This is a genomic window from Parabacteroides sp. AF18-52 (assembly GCF_003479145.1).
GTDB lineage: Bacteria > Bacteroidota > Bacteroidia > Bacteroidales > Tannerellaceae > Parabacteroides > Parabacteroides faecis.
The window spans coordinates 32822-58561 of sequence record NZ_QUGR01000019.1; the positions used below are offsets into that span (position 1 = coordinate 32822).

Annotated in this window: 23 protein-coding genes and 2 tRNA genes; 21 read left to right on the plus strand and 4 right to left on the minus strand. The window is 43.3% G+C overall.

Features of this window, described 5'->3' with window-relative positions:
• Positions 1–106: 106 nt before the first annotated feature.
• From DWX23_RS21075 to DWX23_RS21105, 7 genes are all read left to right on the plus strand, one after another.
• Complete coding sequence (locus DWX23_RS21075; protein WP_122375926.1) at positions 107–1588, plus strand: glycoside hydrolase family 10 protein; 1482 nt, start codon at positions 107–109, stop codon at positions 1586–1588.
• Between the two features lie 47 nt (positions 1589–1635).
• Positions 1636–2073 (plus strand): hypothetical protein, encoded by a 438-nt coding sequence (locus tag DWX23_RS21080; protein ID WP_122375927.1) that lies wholly within the window; start codon positions 1636–1638, stop codon positions 2071–2073.
• A 518-nt stretch (positions 2074–2591) separates the two neighbouring features.
• Positions 2592–4802 (plus strand): TonB-dependent siderophore receptor, encoded by a 2211-nt coding sequence (locus tag DWX23_RS21085; protein ID WP_122375929.1) that lies wholly within the window; start codon positions 2592–2594, stop codon positions 4800–4802.
• A gap of 36 nt (positions 4803–4838) precedes the next feature.
• A complete protein-coding gene (locus DWX23_RS21090) occupies positions 4839–5171 on the plus strand; it encodes a cation transporter (RefSeq protein WP_122354003.1) in 333 nt (110 codons plus the stop codon).
• A gap of 188 nt (positions 5172–5359) precedes the next feature.
• Positions 5360–5887 carry an RNA polymerase sigma factor gene (locus tag DWX23_RS21095; protein ID WP_122354002.1) on the plus strand — a complete coding sequence of 176 codons (528 nt, stop codon included), beginning with the start codon at positions 5360–5362 and terminating at the stop codon, positions 5885–5887.
• Between the two features lie 9 nt (positions 5888–5896).
• On the plus strand, positions 5897–7153 hold the full coding sequence (locus DWX23_RS21100; RefSeq protein ID WP_122375931.1) for a porin family protein: 1257 nt from the start codon (positions 5897–5899) through the stop codon (positions 7151–7153).
• A 47-nt stretch (positions 7154–7200) separates the two neighbouring features.
• Complete coding sequence (locus tag DWX23_RS21105; protein ID WP_122375933.1) at positions 7201–7968, plus strand: hypothetical protein; 768 nt, start codon at positions 7201–7203, stop codon at positions 7966–7968.
• A 93-nt stretch (positions 7969–8061) separates the two neighbouring features.
• Here DWX23_RS21105 and trxA read toward each other — a convergent pair whose 3' ends face one another.
• Together trxA and DWX23_RS21115 are read right to left on the minus strand one after the other, a co-directional pair.
• Positions 8062–8361, minus strand: a complete 300-nt coding sequence (gene trxA, locus DWX23_RS21110; protein ID WP_122375935.1) for a thioredoxin — start codon at positions 8359–8361, stop codon at positions 8062–8064.
• A gap of 63 nt (positions 8362–8424) precedes the next feature.
• Positions 8425–9036: a hypothetical protein gene (locus DWX23_RS21115; protein ID WP_147382559.1), complete on the minus strand. Its 612-nt coding sequence runs from the start codon at positions 9034–9036 to the stop codon at positions 8425–8427.
• A gap of 286 nt (positions 9037–9322) precedes the next feature.
• Between DWX23_RS21115 and DWX23_RS21120 the strand changes: the two genes are divergently transcribed.
• Entirely contained in the window at positions 9323–10075 is a 753-nt protein-coding gene (locus tag DWX23_RS21120; protein WP_122375937.1) for a GNAT family N-acetyltransferase, read from the plus strand.
• Positions 10076–10215: 140 nt separating this feature from the next.
• Here the strand turns inward: DWX23_RS21120 and DWX23_RS21125 are convergent.
• A tRNA-Asp gene (locus DWX23_RS21125) sits at positions 10216–10292 on the minus strand.
• 34 nt (positions 10293–10326) lie between these two features.
• Positions 10327–10400 (minus strand) — tRNA-Asp (locus DWX23_RS21130).
• Between the two features lie 298 nt (positions 10401–10698).
• Here DWX23_RS21130 and hisH point away from each other — a divergent pair.
• The 13 genes from hisH to DWX23_RS21195 all read left to right on the plus strand — a co-directional run bounded on the left by hisH (position 10699) and on the right by DWX23_RS21195 (position 25699).
• Positions 10699–11289: an imidazole glycerol phosphate synthase subunit HisH gene (gene hisH / locus DWX23_RS21135; RefSeq protein ID WP_122353996.1), complete on the plus strand. Its 591-nt coding sequence runs from the start codon at positions 10699–10701 to the stop codon at positions 11287–11289.
• Positions 11290–11295: 6 nt separating this feature from the next.
• The gene (gene hisA, locus DWX23_RS21140) at positions 11296–12015 is read left to right on the plus strand and encodes a 1-(5-phosphoribosyl)-5-[(5-phosphoribosylamino)methylideneamino]imidazole-4-carboxamide isomerase (RefSeq protein WP_122375938.1); all 720 of its coding nucleotides are present in this window, start codon (positions 11296–11298) and stop codon (positions 12013–12015) included.
• Between the two features lie 22 nt (positions 12016–12037).
• Positions 12038–12793, plus strand: a complete 756-nt coding sequence (gene hisF / locus DWX23_RS21145; protein ID WP_122353994.1) for an imidazole glycerol phosphate synthase subunit HisF — start codon at positions 12038–12040, stop codon at positions 12791–12793.
• Positions 12794–12806: 13 nt separating this feature from the next.
• Entirely contained in the window at positions 12807–13403 is a 597-nt protein-coding gene (gene hisIE / locus DWX23_RS21150; RefSeq protein ID WP_122353993.1) for a bifunctional phosphoribosyl-AMP cyclohydrolase/phosphoribosyl-ATP diphosphatase HisIE, read from the plus strand.
• Between the two features lie 6 nt (positions 13404–13409).
• Positions 13410–14087 carry a cell division ATP-binding protein FtsE gene (locus DWX23_RS21155; RefSeq protein ID WP_122353992.1) on the plus strand — a complete coding sequence of 226 codons (678 nt, stop codon included), beginning with the start codon at positions 13410–13412 and terminating at the stop codon, positions 14085–14087.
• Between the two features lie 65 nt (positions 14088–14152).
• Positions 14153–15469, plus strand: a complete 1317-nt coding sequence (locus tag DWX23_RS21160; protein WP_122353991.1) for an aspartate kinase — start codon at positions 14153–14155, stop codon at positions 15467–15469.
• Between the two features lie 62 nt (positions 15470–15531).
• Entirely contained in the window at positions 15532–16689 is a 1158-nt protein-coding gene (gene lysA / locus DWX23_RS21165) for a diaminopimelate decarboxylase (RefSeq protein ID WP_122353990.1), read from the plus strand.
• A 152-nt stretch (positions 16690–16841) separates the two neighbouring features.
• A complete protein-coding gene (locus DWX23_RS21170; protein ID WP_122375939.1) occupies positions 16842–17636 on the plus strand; it encodes a hypothetical protein in 795 nt (264 codons plus the stop codon).
• A gap of 38 nt (positions 17637–17674) precedes the next feature.
• The gene (locus DWX23_RS21175) at positions 17675–18241 is read left to right on the plus strand and encodes a YIP1 family protein (protein ID WP_122353988.1); all 567 of its coding nucleotides are present in this window, start codon (positions 17675–17677) and stop codon (positions 18239–18241) included.
• Between the two features lie 13 nt (positions 18242–18254).
• Complete coding sequence (gene smpB, locus DWX23_RS21180) at positions 18255–18716, plus strand: SsrA-binding protein (protein WP_122375940.1); 462 nt, start codon at positions 18255–18257, stop codon at positions 18714–18716.
• A gap of 45 nt (positions 18717–18761) precedes the next feature.
• Positions 18762–22454, plus strand: coding sequence for a methionine synthase (gene metH / locus DWX23_RS21185; protein ID WP_122375941.1), 3693 nt, complete (start codon positions 18762–18764; stop codon positions 22452–22454).
• A gap of 104 nt (positions 22455–22558) precedes the next feature.
• Positions 22559–24622, plus strand: a complete 2064-nt coding sequence (locus DWX23_RS21190; protein ID WP_122375942.1) for an ATP-binding protein — start codon at positions 22559–22561, stop codon at positions 24620–24622.
• 24 nt (positions 24623–24646) lie between these two features.
• Entirely contained in the window at positions 24647–25699 is a 1053-nt protein-coding gene (locus tag DWX23_RS21195) for a DUF3810 domain-containing protein (RefSeq protein WP_122375943.1), read from the plus strand.
• Positions 25700–25740: the final 41 nt, after the last annotated feature.

The window sequence follows — 25740 nt, forward strand, 5'->3', positions numbered from 1 at the left end:
TCTGATCTTTTAAACTAAATATCAGTAAAATAATAGGTAATACATCTATGTATCATGCATAGATGTATTATTTTTGTCCACCAAATAATATCGTAGAGGGAGTGGTATGAAGAAAATTTTATTGTTGTTGCCTGTATTTTTATTGATAATAGGATCTGTACGTGCGGTGGAATCTCCGAAACGGGAGATACGTGCGGTTTGGCTGACTACTATATACGGTCTTGACTGGCCGAAGAAACCGGCGACAACAGAAGCCGGACGAAAAGCCCAGCAGCAGGAGTTATGTACTATATTGGATCAGCTGGCCGATGCCAATTTTAATACCGTCTTTTTGCAGGTTCGCTTGAGGGGTGACGTGATCTACCGTTCGGCAATTGAACCGGCATCGAAAACTTTCTCAGGTAAATACGGAACAATGCCCGGATATGATCCGTTGGCTTTTGCAATAGAAGAATGTCATAAACGGGGAATGGAGTGCCATGCCTGGTTTGTCACATTTCCAGTCGGTACGGAAAAGGCCGTGAAGGAACAGGGCAAGCTTTCCGTTGTGAAACGGAATCCGAAGTTGTGTAAACGGCATAACGGAGAGTGGTATCTCGATCCGGGAGTGCCGGAGACGGTCGATTATATTTTATCATTGGTGAAGGAATTGGTGAACGGATATGATATCGATGGTATTCAGTTCGACTATATCCGTTATCCGGAGCAGGCAAAGACTTTTCCGGACAAGGCGGTCCATCAGAAATATGGAAAATCTACCCGTTTGCCCGATTGGCGCCGTGAGAATATCAATAAGATGGTATATCGCATTTATGACTGGGTCAAACAGGCAAAGCCCTGGGTTCAGGTCAGCAGTTCGCCGCTGGGTAAATACAACCGTATCGAACGGGTTCCCAATGCCGGATGGACGGCGTATGAAAGTGTTTTCCAGGACCCTAAAATGTGGATGCAGAAAGGGAAACAGGATATGATCGTTCCGATGATGTACTACCTGCACGACAATTTTTTCCCGTTTGTGGACAACTGGGTGGAAAATTGTAACGGGCGTTTGGTTGTCCCGGGATTGGGGGCTTACCGGATGGATAAATCCGAAGCAGACTGGACGGTTAATGACATTACGGACCAGATAGATTACAGCCGTTATTATGGAGGTGCCGGTTGTACTTTTTTCCGCTGTGCAAATGTGCTGGACAATTCGAAAGGGTTATATAATGAGCTGAAAGATAATTATTATAAATATCCCGCCCAGTTATTACCGCTGACCTGGTTGAATGACCGCATCCCTGGTGCGCCGGAGGGGATATGCGTGGAGCGGATAGGAGATGAGTTGAAATTATCCTGGCAGAAACCGGCAACGGAAAAAGAGGATCTTACCTATACGGTATATTACTCGTTGACGGATTCGATCGATACGGCGTCGGCCAAATCCATGCTCGCAACAGGGATAAGGGATACAGTCTTGTATCTGCCGGTCGGACCGAATGAGGAGAGAGGTTACAGTTTCAGTGTTTCGGCTTCTACCCGCTATCATATAGAAGGGCAGCCGTCTCCTGAAACCTATTATTACTTATCCAAGTTTCCTAAATAATATTAACGATTAGGAGTGAATATGTGAAAGCACTATCTTTGTGCTGAATGAAAAAGACTGTTACATATCTGTTTATCGTTTTTCTGGCGTCTCTTATTTTCTATGGAGGTGCCGGAGTGAACTTTGTGACGTATTGTTGCAATGATTGCCGTACGGAAGGTGTAGCAGTTTTATTAAATGATAATTGTTGTGAAGTGCACGGTCATGGTTGTTGTGACACAACTACAGAAGAGGCATCCTGCTCCTCCGGTTGTTGCGAAGACGACTGTTGTGATCTGGAACGGATCAGTTTTGATTGGAGCAATTTTAATAATCCCATAGTAGAATTACAACCGGTAATGATCGACTTATTGTCGTTCAGTTCATCTCTGACCTCATTGGTACCGGTTCCTTCCATAAAAGAATCTATCTCGCAGGATCAGGACGGACCACCTATTGTCTGTCCCCGCATTTATTTGAATTTACTTACTTCTCTGTTGATTTAGTAGCTTAATATTAGAAAAAGGTGAAACCTTTTTCAGTTGACAGTTGACAAGTGACAGTTGACAGTTAGGCTTCGCAATCGAATATATAAAACGGGAGTCTATTCGTCAATCGGCTTCTGTTATCAATAAGGCATGCTTTGTTACAGGTTCATTTGCCGTCAGTTTTAACTGACGGAGTACAAGTTGTTTCTCTTTTTGGCTTTAGCCACATTTCTCTTAGCATGGAGAGTGTGTTTAAAATGGGACTAAAGTCCAAAGAAATAGATCATTTACTAATCCGTCAGTTAAAACTGACGGCAAATGAACCTGTAATAGCGAAATATCTTTGATAAGGGGATAGCTCAAACTGATAATCTTTGAAACATTCAATTCAGATAATTATTGAAACATTCAAATCTGATAATAACTGTCAACTGTCACTTGTCAACTGTCAACTACAGAAATGTTTCATTTCTGTAATAATAGAAACCCCAAATTCCGGTTTTACCGGAATATCTACTGAATCAAAATATAAAGTAATGTTGAAACAACTCTATCTTATTATAATACTGATTTTCTTCGCCATTACAGCCCAGGCGAAAGAAGTAAAAGGGCATGTGTTTGATGATAATGACCAGCCGATAATCGGAGCGAATGTCTATTGGGAAGGAACCCAGCAAGGGACAACAACCGATGTAGACGGTGCTTTCAAACTGAAAACCAGGGAAGGCGCGAATAAACTGGTCGTAAGTTATATCGGTTATGAGACTTTTGTCTTACCGGTTACGAATGTAGACGAGCCTTTGAAGATAAAACTGAAAGGTGAAGTCGCTCTGGAGGAAGTCGTGATCAGTGAACGTAAAATAGGAACGATCGCTTCACGAACCAGTGTGTTGCAGACACAGAAGATCACTTATGATGAACTCTGCCGTGCCGCCTGTTGTAACCTGGCGGAAAGTTTCGAGACAAACCCTTCTGTCGATGTCTCCTATGCGGATGCAGCTACCGGAGCGCGACAAATCAAACTGTTGGGGTTGGCTGGAACCTATGTGCAGATGCTGACGGAAAATTATCCGAATTTCCGTGGTGCAGCTTCTTTATACGGACTGGATTATGTACCCGGTGCCTGGATGGAGAGTATTCAGGTGTCTAAAGGAACCTCTTCCGTTAAGAATGGCTATGAAGCACTGGCAGGCCAGATCAATGTGGAATTCAAGAAACCACCGACGGCAGATATCTTTTCCGTAAATCTGTTCGGTAGTGATGCCGGACGTTATGAAGGAAATGCAGATGCTTCCTGGCATATCAATGACAAGGTTTCGACCGGCTTGCTGGTCCATTATTCCAATGATAAGAAGCAGCATGACGGTAACGATGACGGTTTTCTGGATACTCCTTTGAGGGAACAGGTCAACCTGATGAACCGTTGGTATCATAAACTGGATAAATATGTTGCCCAGTATGGAGTCCGTTATCTGCATGAAAGCCGTACCGGGGGACAAGCCACCAAACATCATGATTTTGTCGATCCGTACAAGGTTCATCTGAATACGAACCGGGCGGAACTCTATACGAAGCAAGCCTATATTATCGATAATGAAAAAGTAGAAAGCGTGGCATTGATCCTTTCCGGTTCTTACCACGAACAGAAGTCTATGTATGACCGTACCCCTTACAATGTGTATCAGAACAATGTTTATGCAAGTTTGCTTTACGAAAAGGAATTTTCGCCGGCCCATAGTCTGAGCACCGGTCTAAGCATGAATTATGACGGCTTCAATGAAAACCTGTTACAGAATGATGTGCGTAATGTCTTTGACCGGACGGAGGTGGTGCCAGGTGCTTATCTGCAATATACTTACAACCTGAACGATAAATTAATTGTGTTGGGAGGTATCAGGGCAGATTACAGTTCTTTGTATGATTTCTTTGTTACGCCTCGCGTACATATTAAATATAATCCGTTTGACTGGTTTCATGTCCGTGTTTCTGCCGGTAAAGGTTTCCGTACGGCAAATATTCTTGCAGAAAATAACTTCCTGCTGTCGAGTAGCCGTAAAATGAATATCGCAGATAATCTGGATCAGGAAGAGGCCTGGAATACAGGTGTAAACCTGGCTTTCTATATCCCGTTGTTCGGAAAGGAACTGACATTGAACGGAGAATGGTACTATACCAATTTCCTGAAACAGGTCGTAGTCGATATGGATAGCGATCCTCATGCCGTTAGTTTTTATAATCTGGATGGGAAATCTTATTCAAACAGTTTTCAGGTGGAAGCGACTTATCCCTTCTTCCGTGGATTTACATTGACGGCCGCTTACCGTTATACGGATGCGAAAACCGATTACCGGAATGCTGAGGGAGTAACACAACGTCTGAAGAAACCGTTGGTTAGTGATTATAAGGGACTACTGACTGCTTCTTATCAAACTCCTTTGAAGAAATGGCAGTTCGACCTGACCGGCCAGTTCAATGGAGGAGGCCGGATGCCTGCCCCGGATGCAACAAATCCGTTGTGGAAATCCGACTTTAATGCTTATACTGTTGTGAATGCGCAGATAACGAAGTATTTTCGCAGATGGTCGGTCTATATAGGTGCGGAGAACCTGTTCGATTATAAACAATCTCATCCTATCATAGATGCTGAAAATCCGCGGGGAGATAATTTTGACGGTTCGATGGTCTGGGGGCCGGTTCACGGACGAAAAATATATGCCGGTCTGCGTTTTAACATCAGCCGCGATTAAATAACGATCATATTCACCAATTAATACAGATACATTATGAAACAGTTTGTAGTAGCATTGATTTGTGCCGTATTTACTTTTTCTACGGCGTATGCACAGGATGCAAAAAAGAAAAAAGACACCGTGACTTTCTTCGTTGAAGGAATGGAGTGTGCCAATTGTCAGAAAAAAGTAGAAAAGAATATCTCATTCGAAAAAGGAGTGACCGATATGAAGTGTGATCTTAAAACCCGCACGGTAGAGGTTACTTACAAGACGGATAAGACATCGAAAACGAAATTAGCTTCAGCCTTTAAAAAGATTGGTATGGAAGCCGTGCCGGTGGATGATGGTGCCGGTTGTCCGGTCAGTCCTGCGAAAAAAAATTAAGCAGTCTATATCCGTTAACACGAAAATTCGTTAGAACATCTTATCTTTGCAAAGCATACCTGTATGGGGCGGATCTATGTGTCCGCCTCTTTTATGAAAAAAAAGTTCATAAAACATGCAGCGTTTTGTACGAGAATAACATCATAATAGTTGTATGGCCTCGTAAGAGGTGAGAAGGCACACACTGAATGGATGAGACACAACTGATAAATGGTTGTAGGAAGGGGGACAGGCTGGCTCAGAAAGAGCTTTACGAGAGGTATTCCCGCAAAATGATGGGAGTTTGTCTGCGTTATGTGAACGACAGGGAGACTGCCCGCGATTTGTTGCAGGATGGATTCGTAAAAGTTTTTACCAGTATGGACTCTTTCTCGGGTATAGGTTCATTCGAAGGGTGGATGCGTAAGATCTTTGTCAATTGTGCATTGGAACATTTGCGTAAATCGGATGTGTTGCGCGAATCGACCGATCTGGATAACACGGCTGAATTGATACAGCCGGATAGTTCGGTCATATCGGATATGTCGGCGGCGGAGCTGATGAGGCTGGTACAGGAGTTACCGGCAGGTTTCCGTACCGTATTCAACCTGTTCGCAATAGAAGGATATTCGCATAAGGAGATCAGTGATATGTTGAATATAACGGAAAGTACGTCACGTTCACAGTTTACGCGCGCCAAACAGATGTTGCAAAAGAGGATTAACGCTTTGTATTGAAAGGAAAAAATGGAAAAGGAAAGAGATACAATTGATGATTTGTTCCGCTCGAAATTACAAGATTTTGAGGTGGATACAATGCCGGGCGACTGGGAGGCAATAGCCGATCGTTTGCCGGATAAAGCGCCGGTACCTTTCCGCCGGACCCTGCGCTATTGGGCTGCAGCAGCGGTTATATCGCTGTTAATGATAACGAGTAGCGTTTATTTATTCAGGTCAGAGAAGGAGGCAACTCCGATCGCGGCAAAGATCGAACAGGAAACAAAGAAAATAGAAACAGAGCTGGCAAAGGAAACAGAACCATCTGTTGCTCAGATACAGCCTGTAGAAGAACAAATTACAGCTACACCGGTTGCCAGAGTGCAACAGCCGGTGAAGCATGAAACATATAAGGCGACTGTAACAGTTGCCGATACTGAACCTGCCGTTATTTCTTCAGATGATGACATGGAGGAGAATGCAGAAGTAATAATACATTCGGATGATACCGCTGTGGTTGAAACAGAGGATGTTGTACAGGATCATCCGAAAGTAGGTTCTGCTGATGAATCCCGTTCGTTGATAGCAGACGCTGCTCCGGTCGGCAAAAAAGAGAAGAATGTTTCTACTCGTCGTTGGGGATTCGGTATGGGAGGCGGTAGTGTTACTGCCGGGACAAGCAATTCGTTGAATACGTATGCTTTGAAGAATACATCGCTGACAGATCAGGAATTGTTATTCCTGAACGCGGCTAATTTTGAGAGTTCGTTGCCGAGGACCAATGTAAAGCATAAGACACCGGTTTCTGTGGGGATGTCGATAAGTTATTCTTTGAATAATCGTTTTGCTTTAGTGACCGGTTTGAATTATTCTTTATTGTCTTCTTCTTGGGAAACAACTGCGTCGTATCATAATAAAACGAGTCAGAAGCTTCATTTTATAGGCATTCCGTTGTCTTTGTCATATAAAATAGCGGAATGGAATCGTTTCCAGGTATATGCTGCAGCAGGAATTATGACAGAAGTGAATGTGGCAGGTAAATTGGTTACGAACAAATATATGCATAAAGAATTATACGGTAAAGAATCCGAACATATTCGTATGAAGGAATGGTTGTGGTCTGTTAATGCCCGTGCCGGTGTTAGCTACCCGTTACTTCGTTTTTTAAGTCTCTATGCTGAAGTGGGAGCGAATTATTACTTCGATAACGGAAGTACCATTGAAACAGTTCGTTCTGAAAAACCATTTAATGTAAATCTGCAAGCCGGTTTCCGGTTCGGTTTTTAATCTGATAAGAAACAAATACTAATAACATAAAAATAAAAAAACGGAAAATGAAGAAGCTTAAATCTTTAGGAGCGGTTGCTGTGGCAACTGTGTTGTTGACCTCTTGTTTGGATGGTAATAATGAGAGTAGTTTAAATGGCATTGGAGTTATTGATTATTCGGATGATTTTAGAACTGTTGCTTATATAGATGATTACACACCTGTATATTCTCCGGTATTTAAAGATTTGAAAACTGGTGATTGTATTTATTTTACTAGCACTTATAGTTCGGATGATCCTGCAAATAATGGCTCGAACAAATATGTGACAGTAACTAATGCTGTAGTCACAAACAAAATAGATAATGATGGATATTTCAATAGTCAGCTGGATACGGCTAACATTAAACCCGGTGAAATAACTGCTTTGAATGCCGGTCTTTTATATGCAACTCAATATTCGTATACTCTTAAAAATTATTTATTTGTAGGTTCCAGTCATGAAAAAGTCCCGGCAGATCAGGATAATACATATTTTTTGGAATATGATTATAGTCAAGAACCCCAGACTGTAGATGGGAAACGTGTTTATGACTTCTTTTTGCGTATTGTGAAAAATGCTGATGGTAAAGGTGTTGTCGGTACTAATCCTTTTAATTATGCATTTAATACACATGGTTATTTCAAAACTTTACAGTCAAAAGAAACTGCTGCAGGAAACGAGACCTTGAACATCCGAATTAATTATATCAAGGAGTTTAATAAAGATACGACAGCTGCAACATGGGCTAAGTCTCAGATTTATCAAACCCAGATATTGAAGGAAACTAATTAAGACAATATAATATCTACAATAAAAAAGGAATTCAGTAATGAGTTCCTTTTTTATTGCTACTAACCAATGAAATACTTTTCGGGAATATAAGTTTTAGTCTGTAAACTTATTGATTTGTTCTATAAGAGCACTTTTCTCCATTACTCCGGATGTTCTCCATACGACTTCTCCTCTTTTGAAAATGATTAATGTCGGGACTGACTGGATCCGGTATAAATTCGCAACAGCCTCATTTTTATCGACATCAATTTTCAGGACGCGAGCCTGACCGATCAGTTCCTTACCTACAGCTTCGACTGTCGGACTCATAACTTTACACGGACCGCACCAAGTGGCAAAGAAATCTACCAATACTGGTCTATCTCCGTTTATGATATCTTTGAAAGTTTCCATATTGCTTTTTATTTATTATAACAATTGGAATGTAATGCTTGTTCATAGGACAGATGAAGCCGGTTATTTAATTTCATTAATAACAGTTTGGCTGCTTTCAAAAACGATAAATACACCTTCCCATTTGCCTTCTTTCTCATAGCTATCAATACCTTCTTTCTCAACAAAACGAATTCGATATGTCGCTTTTATTTTTTTCATCGTAAAAGTTGAGCTGTTTCGTAACTCACATGAGGGAGCTAACGATATCGTTTCTGTAATTGTTCTGTCTGGTGGAAGATGTGTTTTTTCATTTTTGAAAGGTGCTTTTCTACCTCCAATGAAATATTTGTATTCAGAAGATAACAATTCGAATACATCAGGAAAAGCGATCGTTATCTCTTCTTCCGGCAAATAAGGCAATATATTTTCGTCAATGAAAAATTGAGAAGATTCTTCTACATTTTCAGACGAATTAATAACAATCTCTTTTGTTGTATTCCCTGTATTACGGAAAACCTGTTCAGGTGTTTTTATTTCAAAAAGATCTTCTCCGTCACCTTCCTGCAAAGCCCACATGATAGAACTAAATTCATATTGTTTTTCTTCGATTAGTTCTTCATCATTGTCTTTGTTGCATGATATCAGTGAGAAAAATGATACAAGTAAGAATAGGAGTCCAATTATATTTTTCATGACATTATAAAATTTATTTATACAAATATAAATGATAATTCTGGGTGTTGTGATTTTTGCTTTAATGTAAATAGGCATTTAAGGTTATTTAAACAGTAATGGATGAGATCTTTTGAAAAACAATGCTAAAGTCGGGGTGATGTCGATTTGAAATGATCTATGGGAAATTGATAAAATAGAGATTATCCATATTAATTCATTACATTTGTCTTTCATAATCTGTTAACAATAAACGACGTGATTACGGCTTATTGATTGCTAATATCTAATTTGAAGTGAAATACACATGGATACTGATTTTATAAACTTAACAACAGAAAATCTTGCCGATGAGCATTTATGTTGCATTATCCGCTCTAAAAAGCTCCATCCTGGTGTTGAGGCAAAGCGGCAATGGCTTTCTGACCGGCTGAATGAAGGTCATGTCTTTAGAAAGTTGAATGCAAAGGCAACCGTTTTTATAGAGTATGCCCCTTTGGAAACGGCCTGGGTCCCCATTACTGGTGACAACTATTATTATCTCTATTGTTTATGGACGCTGGGAAGTTACAAAGGGAAAGGTTATGGGAGATCGCTGATGGAGTATTGCATTGCCGATGCCAGGGAAAAGGGTAAATCAGGTATTTGTATGCTCGGGGCGAAAAAACAAAAATCCTGGCTTTCCGACCAGTCATTTGCGAAGAAGTTCGGTTTTGAAGTAGTCGATACTATCGATAATGGATATGAATTGCTGGCACTTTCTTTTGACGGAACCATACCGAAGTTTGCGCAAAATGCGAAAAAGCTGGAAATAGAAAGCAAAGAACTGACAATTTATTATGATATGCAGTGCCCTTATATTGATCAAAAAATTGAGATTGTCAGACAGCATTGTGAAATGAATGATGTTCCAGTATCTTTTATCCAAGTGGATACGCTGCAAAAAGCCAAGGAGCTACCTTGTGTATTCAATAACTGGGCCGTATTTTATAAAGGACACTTTGAGACGGTGAATTTATTACAGGATGTTGCCAGTTTAATGAGAATACTCAAAAAGTAAAAATGTAATTCCTGCTTTTTCCTGTTTATGATAATAATACCAGTGCTGATCTACTGGTTTTGCGTGTTTGAAAATAGCATTATAAAAAAGGAAATAAAAAAAGGTTATGAAATTTAATAACTTCATAACCTTTCTTGTTTTGGCGGTCCGGACGGGACTCGAACCCGCGACCCCATGCGTGACAGGCATGTATTCTAACCAGCTGAACTACCGAACCAAAACAAATAAGAAAAATAGTAATTAAAAAGAAGCGGTCCGGACGGGACTCGAACCCGCGACCCCATGCGTGACAGGCATGTATTCTAACCAGCTGAACTACCGAACCTCTTTTTATTATCAATCTCTCTCGATTGCGGTGCAAAGGTAAGTATTAATTTCAATTCTGCAATACTTCGTGCAAAGAAAATATGCGTTTTTTTTAATCATGGCTGATATGCAGGAGATTAAGAAATGAAATTTTTTTTGCCTATTTCGGATGTACCGGAGTTCTTTGTCGGGCAATTTAAAACAGGTTTGTCACATTTCTACACTGTTTCGCAACTTTTCATAAACCAAAGGGGAATATGTTATGATAATTTGTTACTTTTGCAACTCAATATAAAAAAAGAAAACGGAGAAAGAAAATGGACGTCGCCATTATTAAGTATAATGCCGGAAATATCTACTCAGTGAGTTACGCCTTGAAAAGATTAGGGGTAAGTCCAGTGATTACAGCCGACCCGGAACTATTAAATAAAGCAGATAAGGTAATTTTCCCGGGTGTAGGGGAAGCACAAACTACCATGGACTATCTGAAAGAACATAAAATGGATGCTGTTATTAAGGATCTGAAACAGCCCGTACTGGGTATTTGTCTGGGTATGCAATTAATGTGTCGTCATTCTGAAGAAGGAGATGCAGAGTGCCTGGGGATTTTTGATGCGGAAGTAAAGAAGTTTATTCCACACCGTCATGAGGATAAAGTACCTCACATGGGGTGGAATACGATCACTCAAGTTAAAGACGGTTTATTTACCGCACAATTGGAGAATAAATTTGTTTACTTCGTACATAGTTATTATGTACCCGTAAATGAATATACGGCTGCAACCACTAATTATATTCAACCGTTCAGTGCTTCGCTGCATAAGGATAATTTCTATGCAACACAGTTCCATCCGGAGAAAAGCGGTTCAGTCGGTGAAGTTATTCTGAGGAACTTTCTAAAATTGTAAGATAATATGATCGAGCTTATCCCTGCTATAGATTTGATAGATGGCAAATGTGTCCGCCTTACGCAAGGCGACTATGATACGAAGAAAGTGTATAATGAAGATCCACTGGAAGTAGCGAAGATGTTCGAAGCACATGGTATCCGTCGTTTACATGTGGTTGACCTCGATGGTGCCCGTCAGGGCAGGATCATCAACTATCGTGTGTTGGAAAGACTGGCAACGCGTACTTCTTTGGTGATCGACTTCGGTGGAGGATTGAAGCAGGAGGACGATCTGGAAATTGCATTCGAAAGCGGTGCCCGGATGGTGACAGGAGGAAGTATTGCCGTTAAGAATCCGGAGGTTTTTACTTCCTGGATCACGAAGTTCGGAAGCGAAAAGATTATATTGGGAGCTGATGCGAAAGATAAGAAAATAGCCATCAGCGGGTGGAAAGAGACTACAGATAAAGAACTGATCCCTTTTATCCAGGGATATTACGACAAGGGGATCACGAAGGTGATCTGTACGGATATCAGCCGGGATGGAATGTTGCAGGGACCGGCTATCGGATTGTATAAGGAAATACGGGAAGCAATCCCTTTTATATATATCATAGCCAGCGGCGGTGTCAGTTCGATTGAAGATATAGAAAAACTGGCTGAAGCGGGAATACCGGCGGTAATTTTCGGCAAGGCCATTTACGAAGGGAAGATCGATTTAAAGGATCTGCTTCGTTTTACCTGAAATTTGGAGGAGAGATCAACGTATGCTAGCCAAGAGAATAGTGCCCTGTCTGGATATCAAAGATGGAAAAACAGTAAAAGGAATTAATTTTGTGAACTTCCGCGACGCAGGAGATCCTGTTGAGTTGGGGGCACAATATAGCCGGGAGGGAGCCGACGAGCTTGTCTACCTGGATATAACCGCTTCGCATGAAGGACGTAAGACCTTCACCGAACTGGTCAAAAAAGTAGCAGCTAATATCAGTATCCCTTTTACGGTGGGAGGTGGTATTAACGAATTAAAAGACGTAGACCGTCTGTTGAGTGCCGGTGCAGATAAAGTATCGGTCAATTCGGCGGCACTACGCAACCCTTCGTTGATCGAAGAGATTGCGAAGAATTTCGGAAGCCAGGTTTGTGTAGTCGCTATCGATGCGAATTACGAGGACGGGGACTGGATTTGCTATCTGAACGGGGGACGTATCCCGACAGAAAAGCATCTTTTCCAGTGGGCAGCCGAAGCCGAAAACCTCGGAGCCGGAGAGATCCTGTTCACCAGTATGACCCACGACGGAGTAAAAGATGGATATGCCAATGATGCCTTGTCGACATTAGCCGACAATCTGCATATACCGGTCATTGCATCGGGTGGTGCCGGAAAGATGGAGCATTTCCGCGATACCTTTGCCCGGGGAAAGGCCGATGCCGCACTGGCAGCCAGTGTGTTCCATTTCGGTGAAATAGGCATAGCCGACCTGAAGCTGTATTTGAATAAGGAAGGAATCAATGTAAGAATATAATTACAAGAATAAGATGAAATTAGATTTTGAAAAAATGGGCGGACTTATCCCGGCAATCGTTCAGGATAACAATACCAACAAAGTATTGATGCTGGGTTTTATGAATGAAGAAGCCTATGAAGAAACAAGGGAAACCGGTAAGGTTACATTCTTCAGCCGCACGAAGAACCGTTTGTGGATGAAAGGGGAAACCAGTGGCAACACCCTGCAGGTGGTGAGTATGATGGTGGATTGCGATAACGACACGATCCTTATCAAGGCAGTTCCGGCTGGTCCCGTTTGCCATACAGGTGCTGATACTTGTTTCGGTGAAAAGAATGTGGAAGATATCATGTTCCTGAAATATCTGCAGGACTTTATCGAACAGCGCCGTCAGGAAATGCCTGAAGGTTCCTATACCACTTCCCTGTTTTTGAAAGGGGTGAACCGTATGGCTCAGAAAGTGGGTGAAGAAGCTGTTGAAACCGTGATCGAAGCAACTAACGGAACAGAAGAAGGCTTTATTTATGAAGCATCCGACCTGATATATCATCTGATCGTATTATTGACCAGCAAAGGTCTCCGTCTGGAAGATCTGGCACGTGAATTAAAGAAAAGACATAAAGGATAAATTGCTATGGAAGATACAACACTGCTCAGACTGGATGGCGTAGAGATCTGCCGCGACGAAAATGTCATATTACACAATGCCTCTTTTAGCTTGCGTAGCGGAGAGTTTGTGTACGTCATTGGAAAAGTAGGCTCCGGAAAGAGCAGTCTGTTGAAATCCTTATATTGCGAAATTCCGATCAGTCAGGGCGAAGCCTGGCTGATGGATTACAATCTCTGTAAGATGAAGCGGAAGGACATTCCTTATCTTCGCCGGAAGCTGGGGATTGTTTTTCAGGATTTTCAGCTGCTTACCGACCGTTCAGTGATCAAAAACCTGGAGTTCGTCCTGCGGGCAACCGGGTGGAAGAAAAAGAGCGAGATAAAGGAACGCATCGAAGAGGTGCTTCACCAGGTAGGCATGCAGACCAAAGGATATAAAATGCCGCACGAACTGTCGGGTGGCGAACAACAGCGTATCGTCATAGCAAGAGCACTCCTGAATGACCCTGAACTTATATTGGCCGACGAGCCTACCGGTAATCTGGACCCGGAAACAAGCGGGCAGATCGTACAGCTTCTGCATGATATTTGCCAGAAGGGTACAGCCGTGATAATGACCACACATAACTATACACTGGTACATAATTATCCGGCCCGTATAGTTAAATGTGAGAATGCATGCCTCGGTGATGTCGGAGAATGATTTTTTATGTAACTTTGCACACGCAAAATAGCAAGGAACAAACAATTTAATTATAGGAAAAGAAAATGAAAATTTTAAAGTTTGGCGGTACTTCTGTGGGATCTGCACAGAGAATGAAAGATGTAGCAAAATTGATTTGCTCAGGCGACCGTAATATTGTCGTATTGTCTGCCATGTCAGGTACAACCAACTCGTTGGTTGAAATATCCGACTACCTGTACAAGAAAAATCCGGATGGTGCAAACGAAATCATCAATAAGCTTGCACAGAAATATTACGGACATATCGAAGAACTGTACAGTACCGACGAATATAAACAGAAAGCCAAAGAACTTGTAAAATCTCATTTCGATTATATCCGTACTTTTACGAAAGACCTGTTCACTTTGTTTGAAGAAAAGGTTGTATTGGCTCAGGGAGAATTGATCTCTACCGGGATGATGAACCTGTATCTGAATGAAACAGGTGTGAAATCCGTCCTGCTTCCTGCGCTGGAATATATGCGTACGGACAAGAATGCAGAACCGGATCCTGTTTATATTAAGGAACGTCTGGTTAAATTACTGAACGAGCATAAAGATGCTGAATTATATATCACCCAGGGATATATCTGCCGTAATGCCTACGGTGAGGTGGATAACCTGCAGCGTGGTGGCAGCGACTATAGCGCATCTCTGATCGGTGCAGCCCTGAATGCGGATGAAATCCAGATATGGACGGATATCGACGGCATGCACAACAACGATCCGCGTATCGTAGATAAAACGTCGCCGGTTCGTAACCTGCATTTCGAAGAAGCAGCAGAGCTGGCTTACTTCGGTGCGAAGATCCTGCATCCGACCTGTATCCTGCCTGCCAAGCTGAACAATATCCCGGTTCGCCTGCTGAATACCATGCAGCCTGAAGCTCCGGGTACATTGATCTCTAACGAAACGGAAAAAGGAAAGATCAAAGCTGTTGCAGCAAAAGATAATATCATCTCTATCAAGATAAAGAGCGGTCGTATGTTGCTGGCTACCGGTTTCCTGCGCAAGGTCTTCGAAATTTTCGAAAACTACCAGACGCCGATCGACATGGTTACAACTTCCGAAGTAGGTGTATCGGTAACGATCGACAACCGCAAGCATCTGGAAGAAATCGTAGACGACCTGAAGAAATACGGTACGGTCACTGTCGATCAGGATATGGTGATCGTTTGTGTTGTGGGCGACCTGGAATGGGATAACGTCGGCTTCGAAGCCCGCATCGTTCATGCGATGAAGGATGTGCCGGTACGTATGATCTCCTACGGAGGCAGCAACTATAACGTATCGCTGCTGATCAAGTCGGCAGACAAGAAGAAGGCGCTGCAGGCGTTAAGCGATCATTTATTTAACAACTAAGTAATATGAGGGCAGCCTATTCGAGACTGCCCTTTTTTTTAATTTATATATAATAAAATAATATGCTCAAAGGAACATTCCCGATAGACAAACTGAAGGCACTTCCTACGCCTTTTTATTATTATGATGTAAAGTTATTGCAGGATACATTGGATATGGTGAAGAACGAGGCCGGTAAATACGGTTATCATGCGCACTATGCCGTCAAGGCGAATGCCAATCCGCGTATCCTTTCTATTATAGCAGCGAACGGGTTGGGAGCCGATTGTGTGAGTGGCGGTGAAGTACAGGCTGCTCTGAATGCCGGATTCCCTGCCGGTAAGATTGTTTTTGCAGGTGTAGGTAAAGCCGATTGGGAAATCAACCTGGGGCTGGATAACGATATTTTCTGTTTCAATGTGGAATCGGCTGTCGAGCTGGATATCATTGACGAGCTGGCTGCTGCTAAAAACAAAGTAGCTTCGGTGGCCCTTCGTATCAATCCGGAGGTAGATGCCCATACCCATGCAAAGATCACGACCGGAATGAAAGAAAACAAGTTCGGTATCAATCTGAGCCAGTTGGGAGAGGTGCTGGACAATCTGGCGAAGCTGAAACATGTGAAACTAATCGGTATCCATTGCCATATCGGTTCGCAGATCACGGATATGTCGGCATTCCGTAACCTGGTTATCCGGGTGAACGAAATACAGGAAGAGCTGGAGGCACGTGGCGTCCGGATCGAAAATCTGAATTTTGGCGGCGGTTTGGGTATTGATTATTATCACCCGAATCATTTGCCTATCCCGGCATTCGATAATTACTTTGCAGTATTCAATAAATTGCTGAAAGTTCGCCCCGGCCAACAGGTTCATTTCGAACCGGGCCGTTCGGTTGTCGCCCAATGCGGAACACTGATCTCCAAGGTGCTGTATGTTAAAGTCGGTGAAACGAAGAAGTTTGCGATCCTGGATGCCGGTTTTACCGAATTGATCCGTCCGGCAATGTACGATGCTTATCACCGGATCGAGAATATATCCAGTGACGAAGAAGTTGAATTGTATGATGTAGTTGGTCCGATCTGTGAGTCGTCCGACGTGTTCGGCAAAGACGTCGAGTTGAACAAAGCACATCGTGGCGACCTGATCGCATTGCGTTCAGCCGGTGCTTACGGAGAGGTGATGGCATCCCAGTATAACTGCCGCCAGCTTCCGAAAGCCTATTATTCCGATACGATTTAATTGTTAATTAATAATATAACGAAAGCCGGGTTTCTTTGTTTTTGCAAAGGTTCCCGGTTTTCTTGTTTGTAGTGTTTCCTTTTTTACTACCTTTGTACGATCCCGTCATGTGGGGTGTGGTAAAACTTGAATGTTTATAAAGATTGAAAGTGATGAAAAATAAAGAGTTATATAGCATACTCATTGTTTGCTTGATGATGTTGTCCTCTTGTCTGGGAGATACGAATACACGGATTACTGTAGGTGAGCAGGAGGCTGTCTATCAGGTACGTCCGACTAAAGGTTTTTATGTTAAAGACGGCCGTTTCCTATATGGCTCTAATCTGAGTGTGAGCGGTGATGGCGGCGATTGTTTCCTGATAGAATATTCATTCGATTCATCGGCCCCTGAATTGCAGGGATCGGACAGTTTGTCTATCGAACTGATCGGTAATCCTATAAGTGTTCCTTTATGGCCTTTGGACAGTCAATGGACGGATACGACAAAAGTATTGAAAAACGAAGTTTTGACGGAATCATTACTGAAACGGAATGCCTATATCAGAGGACGTTTGTTCTTATGGTCCAATCATACGGAAACAGAATCTCAACAGGATAGTTTCATGATGAGTTATGATCCTGAAAAGATGTATACAGCAGAGAACGGCAAGCGTATTTATAATCTTTATCTTAGAGCAATAAAAAAAGTAACAGAGAAAGAAGAAGGATCTGAAGGAGAGGAAGGTACTGAACCGACAGAAGAAGAAAAGACTGTAAAAGTATTGATTACAAATGCTTTCAATATCGAAGAGTTCTATAACAAAGCGAAGACGTTTGAAGAAGAGAATGGAGAAAAAGAAGTTGCTATAGCTATAAATTATGCATCTGCCTACAATAAAGATACGACAGCATGTTTATGGAGCGTGACGGATACGATAAAGATTTCATTCAACGGAAGAACTGAATAAGGGGAAGATAAGGGGGTATTAAATAGAAAAACAGAGAGATGTATAAGGAGATAATTAAATGGGTTATAGCCATTATATCCCAACCGGGGAAGGCCTGGGATATGTTGTCGAGGAAAGAAGAGAAGGGCGACGAGTTCTTGTCGCGATTCATATATCCGTTAATCGGGCTGGTTACAGTAGCTGCTTTTCTGGGTGTATTGTTTACGCGAAAGGAGTTTGATGTTGAATTGGCTTTGAAATCGTCTATCAAAACGTTGGTAGCCTCTTTCGGAGGATTCTATCTTGCTGCCTACTTCCTGAACGAACTCTGGCAGGGATTCTTTAAGAGAGAGAAAGACCTGAAACTTTGTCAACGTTTCGTCGGTTATTCATCCTCATTGATGTTCGCATTGAATATCGTACTGATGCTGTTGCCGGAGTTTTTCTTCCTGCGTATCTTTATACTTTATACTTTTTATATTGTATGGGAAGGAGCCGGACCTTACATGCAGGTGGAAGAAAATGAACGCCTGAAATTTGCCGGTATAACGACCGTTATTATTTTACTGACTCCGGCTGTGATCGAATTTGTTTTGTTCATGTTGATGCCAGGGTTACGTTTTTGACAGTTAGAAAAAGATGAAAGAAAAGATTAGTAACAACATTCAGATAAAGAATAAGCGGGCAACCTTCGATTATGAATTGCTCGACACTTTTACTACCGGGATCGTGCTGACCGGGACGGAGATCAAATCTATCCGTCTGGGCAAAGCCAGCCTGGTCGATACGTTTTGTATCATGGAAAAAGGTGAGTTGTGGGTCAAGAACATGTATATCGCCGAGTATTTTTATGGTACTTACAACAATCATGTCGCACGCCGCGACCGTAAATTGCTGCTTACCAAAAAGGAATTGCGAAAGATTGACAGTGCAGCCCGTAACAGCGGCTTTACCATTATCCCGACCCGTATGTTCATCAACGAGAAAGGATTGGCAAAAGTGGTCGTTACCATCGCCAAAGGTAAGAAGGAATATGATAAACGCGATTCTATCAAGGCCCGTGATGATAAGCGGGAGATGGACAGAGCTTTTAAACGGTAAGAGATACTCCTGCCGTTTCTTTTTTCAAAAAGAAAAAACATATCTATGAATAAAGAATTATTTATACGGTCCCTGCAGGAACGTATCCTGATTTTGGATGGTGGTATGGGTACCATGATCCAGGGATTCAAGCTGAATGAACAGGATTACAGAGGCGACCGTTTCGCCGATTTTCCCGGACAACTGAAAGGAAACAACGACCTGTTGTGTATAACCCGTCCGGACGTCATCAAGTCTATCCACCGCCAGTATCTGGATGCCGGAGCAGATATTTTTGCAACAAATACATTTAATGCGAACGCTATTTCGATGGAAGATTACGCCATGCAGGAGTATGTGCGTGAAATTAACCTGGCAGCAGGAATGTTGGGACGCGAAGTCGCCGATGAGTTCATGGCGGAGCATCCGGACCGCACCATCTTTGTAGCCGGTTCTGTCGGACCGACCAATAAGACGGCCTCCATGAGCCCCGACGTGAGCAATCCCGCTTATCGCGCCGTTACTTATAAAGATGTATATAAGGCATATAAAGAGCAGGTGGAAGCTCTGGTCGACGGAGGTGTGGATATTATTCTTTTTGAAACGACTTTCGATACCCTGAACGTAAAAGCCGGATTGGAAGCAGCCGAAACTGTTTTGAAAGAAAAAGGCAAGGATTTACCTATCATGTTGTCTCTGACACTTTCAGCTCAGGGAGGACGGACGCTTTCCGGCCAGACTTTAGGAGCCTGTCTGGCTTCGGTTCAACACATTAACCTGGTAAGTATCGGTTTGAACTGTTCTTTCGGGGCGGCGGATATGAAACCTTTCCTTGCCGAACTAGCCAAACATGCTCCCTATTATATAAGTGCTTATCCGAATGCGGGATTACCCAATACTTTCGGAACTTATGACGAGACACCGGAAAAGATGGCCGGTCATGTCAAACCATTTATCGAAGAAGGTCTGGTAAATATACTGGGAGGTTGTTGTGGTACGACTCCCGCCCATATCGCCCAGTATCCGGCATTGATAAAAGGAGCGAAGCCGCATATCCCTGCTCAGAAACCGGATTGCCTGTGGCTGTCCGGCCTCGAATTGCTGGAAGTAAAGAAAGAGAATAACTTTATCAATATAGGCGAACGTTGTAACGTCGCCGGTTCCCGTAAATTCCTCCGCCTGATCAAAGAGGGGAGTTACGAGGAAGCACTTACGATTGCCCGTAAACAGGTAGAAGACGGAGCACAGGTGATCGACATCAATATGGATGACGGGATGTTGGATGCTGTCAAGGAAATGACGACCTTCCTGAACCTGGTCGCTTCCGAACCGGATATAGCCCGTGTGCCTGTCATGATCGACTCTTCCAAATGGGAGGTGATCGAAGAAGGTCTGATGTGTGTGCAGGGAAAAAGTATTGTCAATTCGATCTCATTGAAAGAAGGTGAAGAAGTGTTCCTGGCCCATGCCGCCCGTATTAAACAACTGGGGGCTGCCGTTGTCGTGATGGCTTTCGATGAGAAAGGACAGGCCGATACGTTTGAACGAAAGGCGGAAGTCTGCGGACGTGCCTACCGTTTGCTTCGGGAGAAAATCGATTTCGATCCGAATGGTATTATTTTCGACCCGAACGTACTGGCAATCGCAACCGGTATGGAAGAACATAACGGATACGGTCTGGACTTTATCCGTGCCGTCGAATGGATCAAACAGAATCTGCCGGGAGCAAAGATAAGCGGGGGGATCAGTAACCTCTCTTTCTCATTCCGCGGAAATAATTATGTACGTGAGGCGATGCATTCCGTATTCCTGTACCACGCCATCAGCAAAGGGTTGGATATGGGTATCGTGAATCCTTCCTCTGCCGTATTATATGAAGATATCGAGCCGGAGTTCCGGAATCTGCTGGAAGATGTTATTCTGGCACGTCGTCCGGAAGCAGCCGAAGAACTGATCACATATGCCCAGAACCTGCATGTGGAGAAGCAGGGTGGTGCTGAAGAAAAGCATGAAGCCTGGCGGGAGCAACCGCTGAAAGAACGGTTGGAGTATGCGTTGATAAAAGGTATCGGCGACCATCTGGAAGAAGACCTGCAGGAGGCGTTGAAAGAATATCCGCGTGCCGTGAATATTATCGACGGTCCGCTGATGGGCGGCATGAATAAGGTAGGCGAACTGTTTGGTGCCGGTAAAATGTTTTTACCGCAGGTCGTGAAGACGGCCCGTACCATGAAAAAGGCAGTCGCTATCCTGCAACCGGCCATTGAAGCCGATAAGACGGCGTCCGGCTCGGCTAAAGCCGGAAAGGTTGTCTTTGCGACCGTGAAAGGTGACGTGCATGATATCGGTAAAAATATCGTCTCGATTGTTCTGGCCTGCAACAACTACGAAGTGATCGACCTGGGTGTGATGGTTCCTGCTGAGGTGATCGTAAAGACAGCGATCGACGAGCAGCCCGATCTGGTCTGCCTGTCAGGATTGATCACTCCTTCTTTGGAGGAGATGGTACATGTGACGGACGAAATGCAGAAAGCCGGACTGACCATACCTGTGATGGTTGGCGGTGCCACAACCTCTAAATTGCATACTGCTATAAAGATAGCTCCCCATTATGATTATCCGGTAATCCATGTACTCGATGCCTCGCAGAATCCGCTGATCGCGGCTAAGTTGCTGAACCCGAAAACCCGTAATAGTTATATTGAGGAACTCAATAAAGAATATGAGGTCTTGCGTGCCTCTATGGAAAAAAGGAAAGAGGTACTGGTTTCATTGAGCGAAGCCCGTGCCAATCCTCAGGAAATAGACTGGTCGGCCTATACTCCGGTTGTTCCTGATCGGATGGGGGTACATGTACTTCCTTATATTCCGTTGGAAGAAATCATACCTTATATAAACTGGATTTTCTTCTTTAGTGCCTGGAAACTGAGCGGCCGCTTTGCTTCCATAACGAAGATACACGGATGTGACGGATGTCGTGCTGCGTGGTTGGCCGATTTTTCGGAAGATGAACGTCCGAAGGCTGCCGAGGCCATGCAGTTATACAAGGATGCCGTTAAACTGCTGGATCGTCTGGTCGATATGAAAGTGGAATACTGCAAGGCCATTTACGGATTTTTCCCGGCTAACAGCGATGGGGATAATATCCGGGTAGGAGACCTTGTGATCCCTGTGTTGCGTCAACAGGCAAAAAAGGAAGAGGGTGTTTATAAATCGCTTGCCGACTACATCATACCGGCTTCGGAAGGCCGTACGGATTATGTCGGAGCGTTTGTCGTGACAGCCAGTGTAGGTGCCGAATCTTTGAAGAACCAGTTTGAAGAAGAAGGCGATACCTATAATTCGATGCTCCTTCAAACCTTGACAGACCGTCTGGCGGAAGCGTTTGCCGAATATTTTCATGAAAAGGTCCGCAAAGAATACTGGGGCTATGCTCCGGACGAGTCTTTATCCATCCCGGATCTGTATAAAGTGAAATATCAGGGAATCCGTCCGGCGGTAGGTTATCCGTCACTGCCCGACCAGTTACTGAATTACACCTTGGACAAGCTGCTGGATATGTCGCAGATCGGTGTGAAACTGACGGAAAACGGTGCTATGTATCCGACGGCAACGGTAAGCGGTATTTATATAGCTCACCCTGATTCTCAGTATTTTATGATCGGTTCGATCGATGAAGAGCAAATGAAGGATTATGCGGCCCGTCGTAACTTGTCGGAAGCGGAAGCGAAGAAGTTACTGAACAAGAATTTTGCCTGAATAACTGAAAGTATATAATAATCTTATATATATTGAAATAATAGTTTTGAAGTAAAAAAGGTTGATAGAAAAGAACTATTTTTGGCTTCGATTGTAACGCATTTATGGGAAATATATATATAAGACTAGTATTAGTTGTAGCGGGGATCTTCCTGGGGCTTGTGCGCAGTCAGGCAGAAACGGTGACAGATTCCCAATATGTTTCTGTTCGCGACAGCCTTTTGTCCTTACTGAATGAGACTTCAGATACAGGGGTTAAACTGGAAGCCTTGACTAAATTGGCCCGGCTGAACTGGAATACATCGGAAGGCTGTGAAAATCTGAAGCAAATGGCTTCCATTGCCGGGGAGACTGATTCGATCAAAGAGTATTATTGGGCAGCCATGCAGTTGGGACGTTACTATTGTAACAAAAGAAAGCTGGATAGCCTGCAGCTTTGGGCGCATCTGGTCGATTCCGTTGCTACTGCACGTCAGGAGGTCCCGGATGCTGTATTTGAGTTTCTGAACTGTTACTGCCGTTATTATCTGATAGGGGAGAATTATGAGCTGGCGATGAATGAAGCCGTGCGGCTCCAGCTTTTATCGGAAGAAACGGGTAACCAGAAAGGACTTATCTCCAGTAATGAATACATGGGATTGATCTATCTGTTGATCGGACGTGACAGCGATGCTGTCGTGGCTTTCGAGAAAGGAATCGATTTACTGAAACAGAAAGGCGATTCACCGGATTATCAGCTTCAGATCATTCCCTATTTATTGATCTCTTATCAACGGTTGGGTAAATTAGAACAGTTGAATGAAACGCTCGATTATGCAATAGGCCTGCTGAAGGATATGGAAAAGCAGGACTCTCTCCGTTGGATGAATTATCCTTTCAAAAGTAAATACTGTGTGCTGTACGCAAATTACCTGAACCTGTATGTCGCAAGAAACGACATGGAGCGTGCCCGCGAAGCATTGGATAAAGCTGCCTATTATTTTGTTGAAAATTGTGGTAATGATGTGGAGTCTGTTTATTTTCTGGCACGTGCCCGTTATTATTTCCATATAAAAGAGTATCCGAAGGCGCTTGAAGAGATCGACCGCACGCAGGAAACGGATTATTCGGTGGAGGTATTGAAATTGAAAATAGAAATACAGGAAGCGACCGGAATGAGAGATGCTGCGTTGAAGACCCATGATGAGTTGCTGACATTTATGGAACAGAGCATTATCTCGGCATATACGCGACAGATCAGCCAACTTCGTTCCATCCACGATCTGAATGAAAAGAATATACAGAAGAAAGAACTGGAATACCAGAAAGAGAGTCTGGAACATAAGCAGGATCAGTTAAAAGTATTGGTCATCTTATTATTGGTCCTGGTCTTTTTGCTGTATTTGCTGTTTTGCTATGCCTACCGTACGTCCCGTTTGAAGAATGTACTCCAAAAAGAACGTGAGGCATTGCTCGAAACCACCAGAAAACTACGTGTAGCCAAGGAAGAGGCAGAAGAATCCAGCCGGATGAAAGCCGCTTTTGTAGCCAATATCAGCCATGAGATACGGACACCGTTGAATGCCATAGTCGGTTTTTCCGGATTACTGGAAGACGCAGACGAAGAGGAACGGAAAGAGTTTATCCATATCATTAATAACAGTTCCGATCTGCTGCTCAACCTGGTGAGTGACGTACTCGATCTGTCACGGCTCGACTCGACTAATTTTAAACTGACCCTTGCTGATTGTAATATATATGATTGTTGCCGGAAGGTGCAGGAAAGCATACAGCCCAGGATACAACCGGGCGTTGACCTGACCCTGACATTTTCGGATAAAGACTTCGTTATGAAGACGGACGGTTTACGGGTGCAGCAATTGCTGCTGAACTTACTTAGCAATGCGGCTAAGTTTACGGAACAGGGGGAAATAAATCTGGATTATAGAGTAGACCGGGAAGGAAAACGGATTGTCTTTTCTGTTACGGATACGGGATCCGGCATTCCTCCGGAAAAGCAGGAAAGTATTTTCAACCGGTTTGAAAAGATCGATGAATTCAAGCAGGGTACCGGTTTAGGGTTACCGATCTGCCGTGTGATTGCCGATCGTCTGAACGGAACCCTTACCCTCGATGCTACTTATACCCGGGGAGCACGTTTTATATTTGTGCATCCCTTTGTCGAATAACTGCTATTTTCTATCTTTGTCTGTATGATAAAAGGAATAGATTGGATTAAAAAGATACGTATACGCTGGGTAGTCCTGGTTGTTTGTCTGGCTTTTGTCTGGACTGTGATGGCTTTACCGGTATGGGGCGAATGGTATGCCCGTAGAATTTATCCGTTCTTTTCGATCGTATTATCACGTGTTTCTTCCTTTTTCCCTTTTTCTGTCGGTGATTGTTTTATTTACGGGAGCATTGCCGGGCTGGTCGTTTATCTGATATATGCGATCGTAAAACGCCGTTCGTGGAAAAAAACGGCCGGGCGTATGGCGGAATACCTGCTATGGGTATATGTCTGGTTCTATATGGTCTGGGGACTGAATTATTTCCGGGAGAACTTTTTTGTCAGGACGCAGATTCCTTATGTCGATTATTCGGAAGATGATTTCCGCTCTTTTCTCTCGGCCTATACCGACTCGTTGAACGCTTCTTTTACACCGGTCGAGAAGATCGATCATGCCGTCGTTGCCGAAGAGGTGAAGAATGGCTATCAGGAAATAGCCGGGCGTTTCGGGCTGGTTCCTCCTGCCGCTTATCTTCATCCGAAACCGATGCTGATCCCGTCTTTGATGAGCGGTGTCGGCGTATTGGGATATATAGGGCCTTTCTTTACAGAATATAATCTGAATCCGGACCTGCTTCCGGTCCAGTATCCTTTCACATATGCACATGAAATGGCGCATGTGCTGGGAATCTCCAGTGAAGCCGAGGCGAACCTTTATGGCTTTTTGGTTTGTTCGCGTTCCGAAGTGCCGGAGATACGTTTTTCTGCCTATTTCGCTTTGTTGCCTTACGTACTGGGAAATGTGTATCAGTTATTACCGGAAGAAGAGTTTGAGCAGTGGAAAGAAACGATATCGCCTGAAATAAAAAAGGCATATAATGATAAGGTGGCTTATTGGCAGGGGCTGTATAGTCCGACGATCGGCGATATTCAGGATACGCTTTATAACTGGTTCCTGAAAAGCAATAACATTCCTTCCGGCCGTAAAAATTATTCGGAAGTGATAGCACTCCTGATGGCACTTAATACAAAATAATCCGCTACATTTGTAACCGATTCTTTTTCAAGAGAGATCAA

Coding starts and splice junctions, on each gene's coding strand:
- hisF (WP_122353994.1), top strand. CDS start 12,038: ATGCTAGCCAAGAGAATAGTGCCCTGTCTGGATATCAAAGATGGAAAA.
- hisH (WP_122353996.1), top strand. CDS start 10,699: ATGGACGTCGCCATTATTAAGTATAATGCCGGAAATATCTACTCAGTG.
- DWX23_RS21160 (WP_122353991.1), top strand. CDS start 14,153: ATGAAAATTTTAAAGTTTGGCGGTACTTCTGTGGGATCTGCACAGAGA.
- hisA (WP_122375938.1), top strand. CDS start 11,296: ATGATCGAGCTTATCCCTGCTATAGATTTGATAGATGGCAAATGTGTC.
- smpB (WP_122375940.1), top strand. CDS start 18,255: ATGAAAGAAAAGATTAGTAACAACATTCAGATAAAGAATAAGCGGGCA.
- lysA (WP_122353990.1), top strand. CDS start 15,532: ATGCTCAAAGGAACATTCCCGATAGACAAACTGAAGGCACTTCCTACG.
- DWX23_RS21195 (WP_122375943.1), top strand. CDS start 24,647: ATGATAAAAGGAATAGATTGGATTAAAAAGATACGTATACGCTGGGTA.
- DWX23_RS21085 (WP_122375929.1), top strand. CDS start 2,592: ATGTTGAAACAACTCTATCTTATTATAATACTGATTTTCTTCGCCATT.
- trxA (WP_122375935.1), bottom strand. CDS start 8,361: ATGGAAACTTTCAAAGATATCATAAACGGAGATAGACCAGTATTGGTA.
- metH (WP_122375941.1), top strand. CDS start 18,762: ATGAATAAAGAATTATTTATACGGTCCCTGCAGGAACGTATCCTGATT.
- DWX23_RS21155 (WP_122353992.1), top strand. CDS start 13,410: ATGGAAGATACAACACTGCTCAGACTGGATGGCGTAGAGATCTGCCGC.
- DWX23_RS21120 (WP_122375937.1), top strand. CDS start 9,323: ATGGATACTGATTTTATAAACTTAACAACAGAAAATCTTGCCGATGAG.
- DWX23_RS21100 (WP_122375931.1), top strand. CDS start 5,897: ATGGAAAAGGAAAGAGATACAATTGATGATTTGTTCCGCTCGAAATTA.
- DWX23_RS21175 (WP_122353988.1), top strand. CDS start 17,675: ATGTATAAGGAGATAATTAAATGGGTTATAGCCATTATATCCCAACCG.
- DWX23_RS21090 (WP_122354003.1), top strand. CDS start 4,839: ATGAAACAGTTTGTAGTAGCATTGATTTGTGCCGTATTTACTTTTTCT.
- DWX23_RS21080 (WP_122375927.1), top strand. CDS start 1,636: ATGAAAAAGACTGTTACATATCTGTTTATCGTTTTTCTGGCGTCTCTT.
- DWX23_RS21190 (WP_122375942.1), top strand. CDS start 22,559: ATGGGAAATATATATATAAGACTAGTATTAGTTGTAGCGGGGATCTTC.
- DWX23_RS21075 (WP_122375926.1), top strand. CDS start 107: ATGAAGAAAATTTTATTGTTGTTGCCTGTATTTTTATTGATAATAGGA.
- DWX23_RS21170 (WP_122375939.1), top strand. CDS start 16,842: ATGAAAAATAAAGAGTTATATAGCATACTCATTGTTTGCTTGATGATG.
- DWX23_RS21115 (WP_147382559.1), bottom strand. CDS start 9,036: ATGAAAAATATAATTGGACTCCTATTCTTACTTGTATCATTTTTCTCA.
- DWX23_RS21095 (WP_122354002.1), top strand. CDS start 5,360: ATGGATGAGACACAACTGATAAATGGTTGTAGGAAGGGGGACAGGCTG.
- DWX23_RS21105 (WP_122375933.1), top strand. CDS start 7,201: ATGAAGAAGCTTAAATCTTTAGGAGCGGTTGCTGTGGCAACTGTGTTG.
- hisIE (WP_122353993.1), top strand. CDS start 12,807: ATGAAATTAGATTTTGAAAAAATGGGCGGACTTATCCCGGCAATCGTT.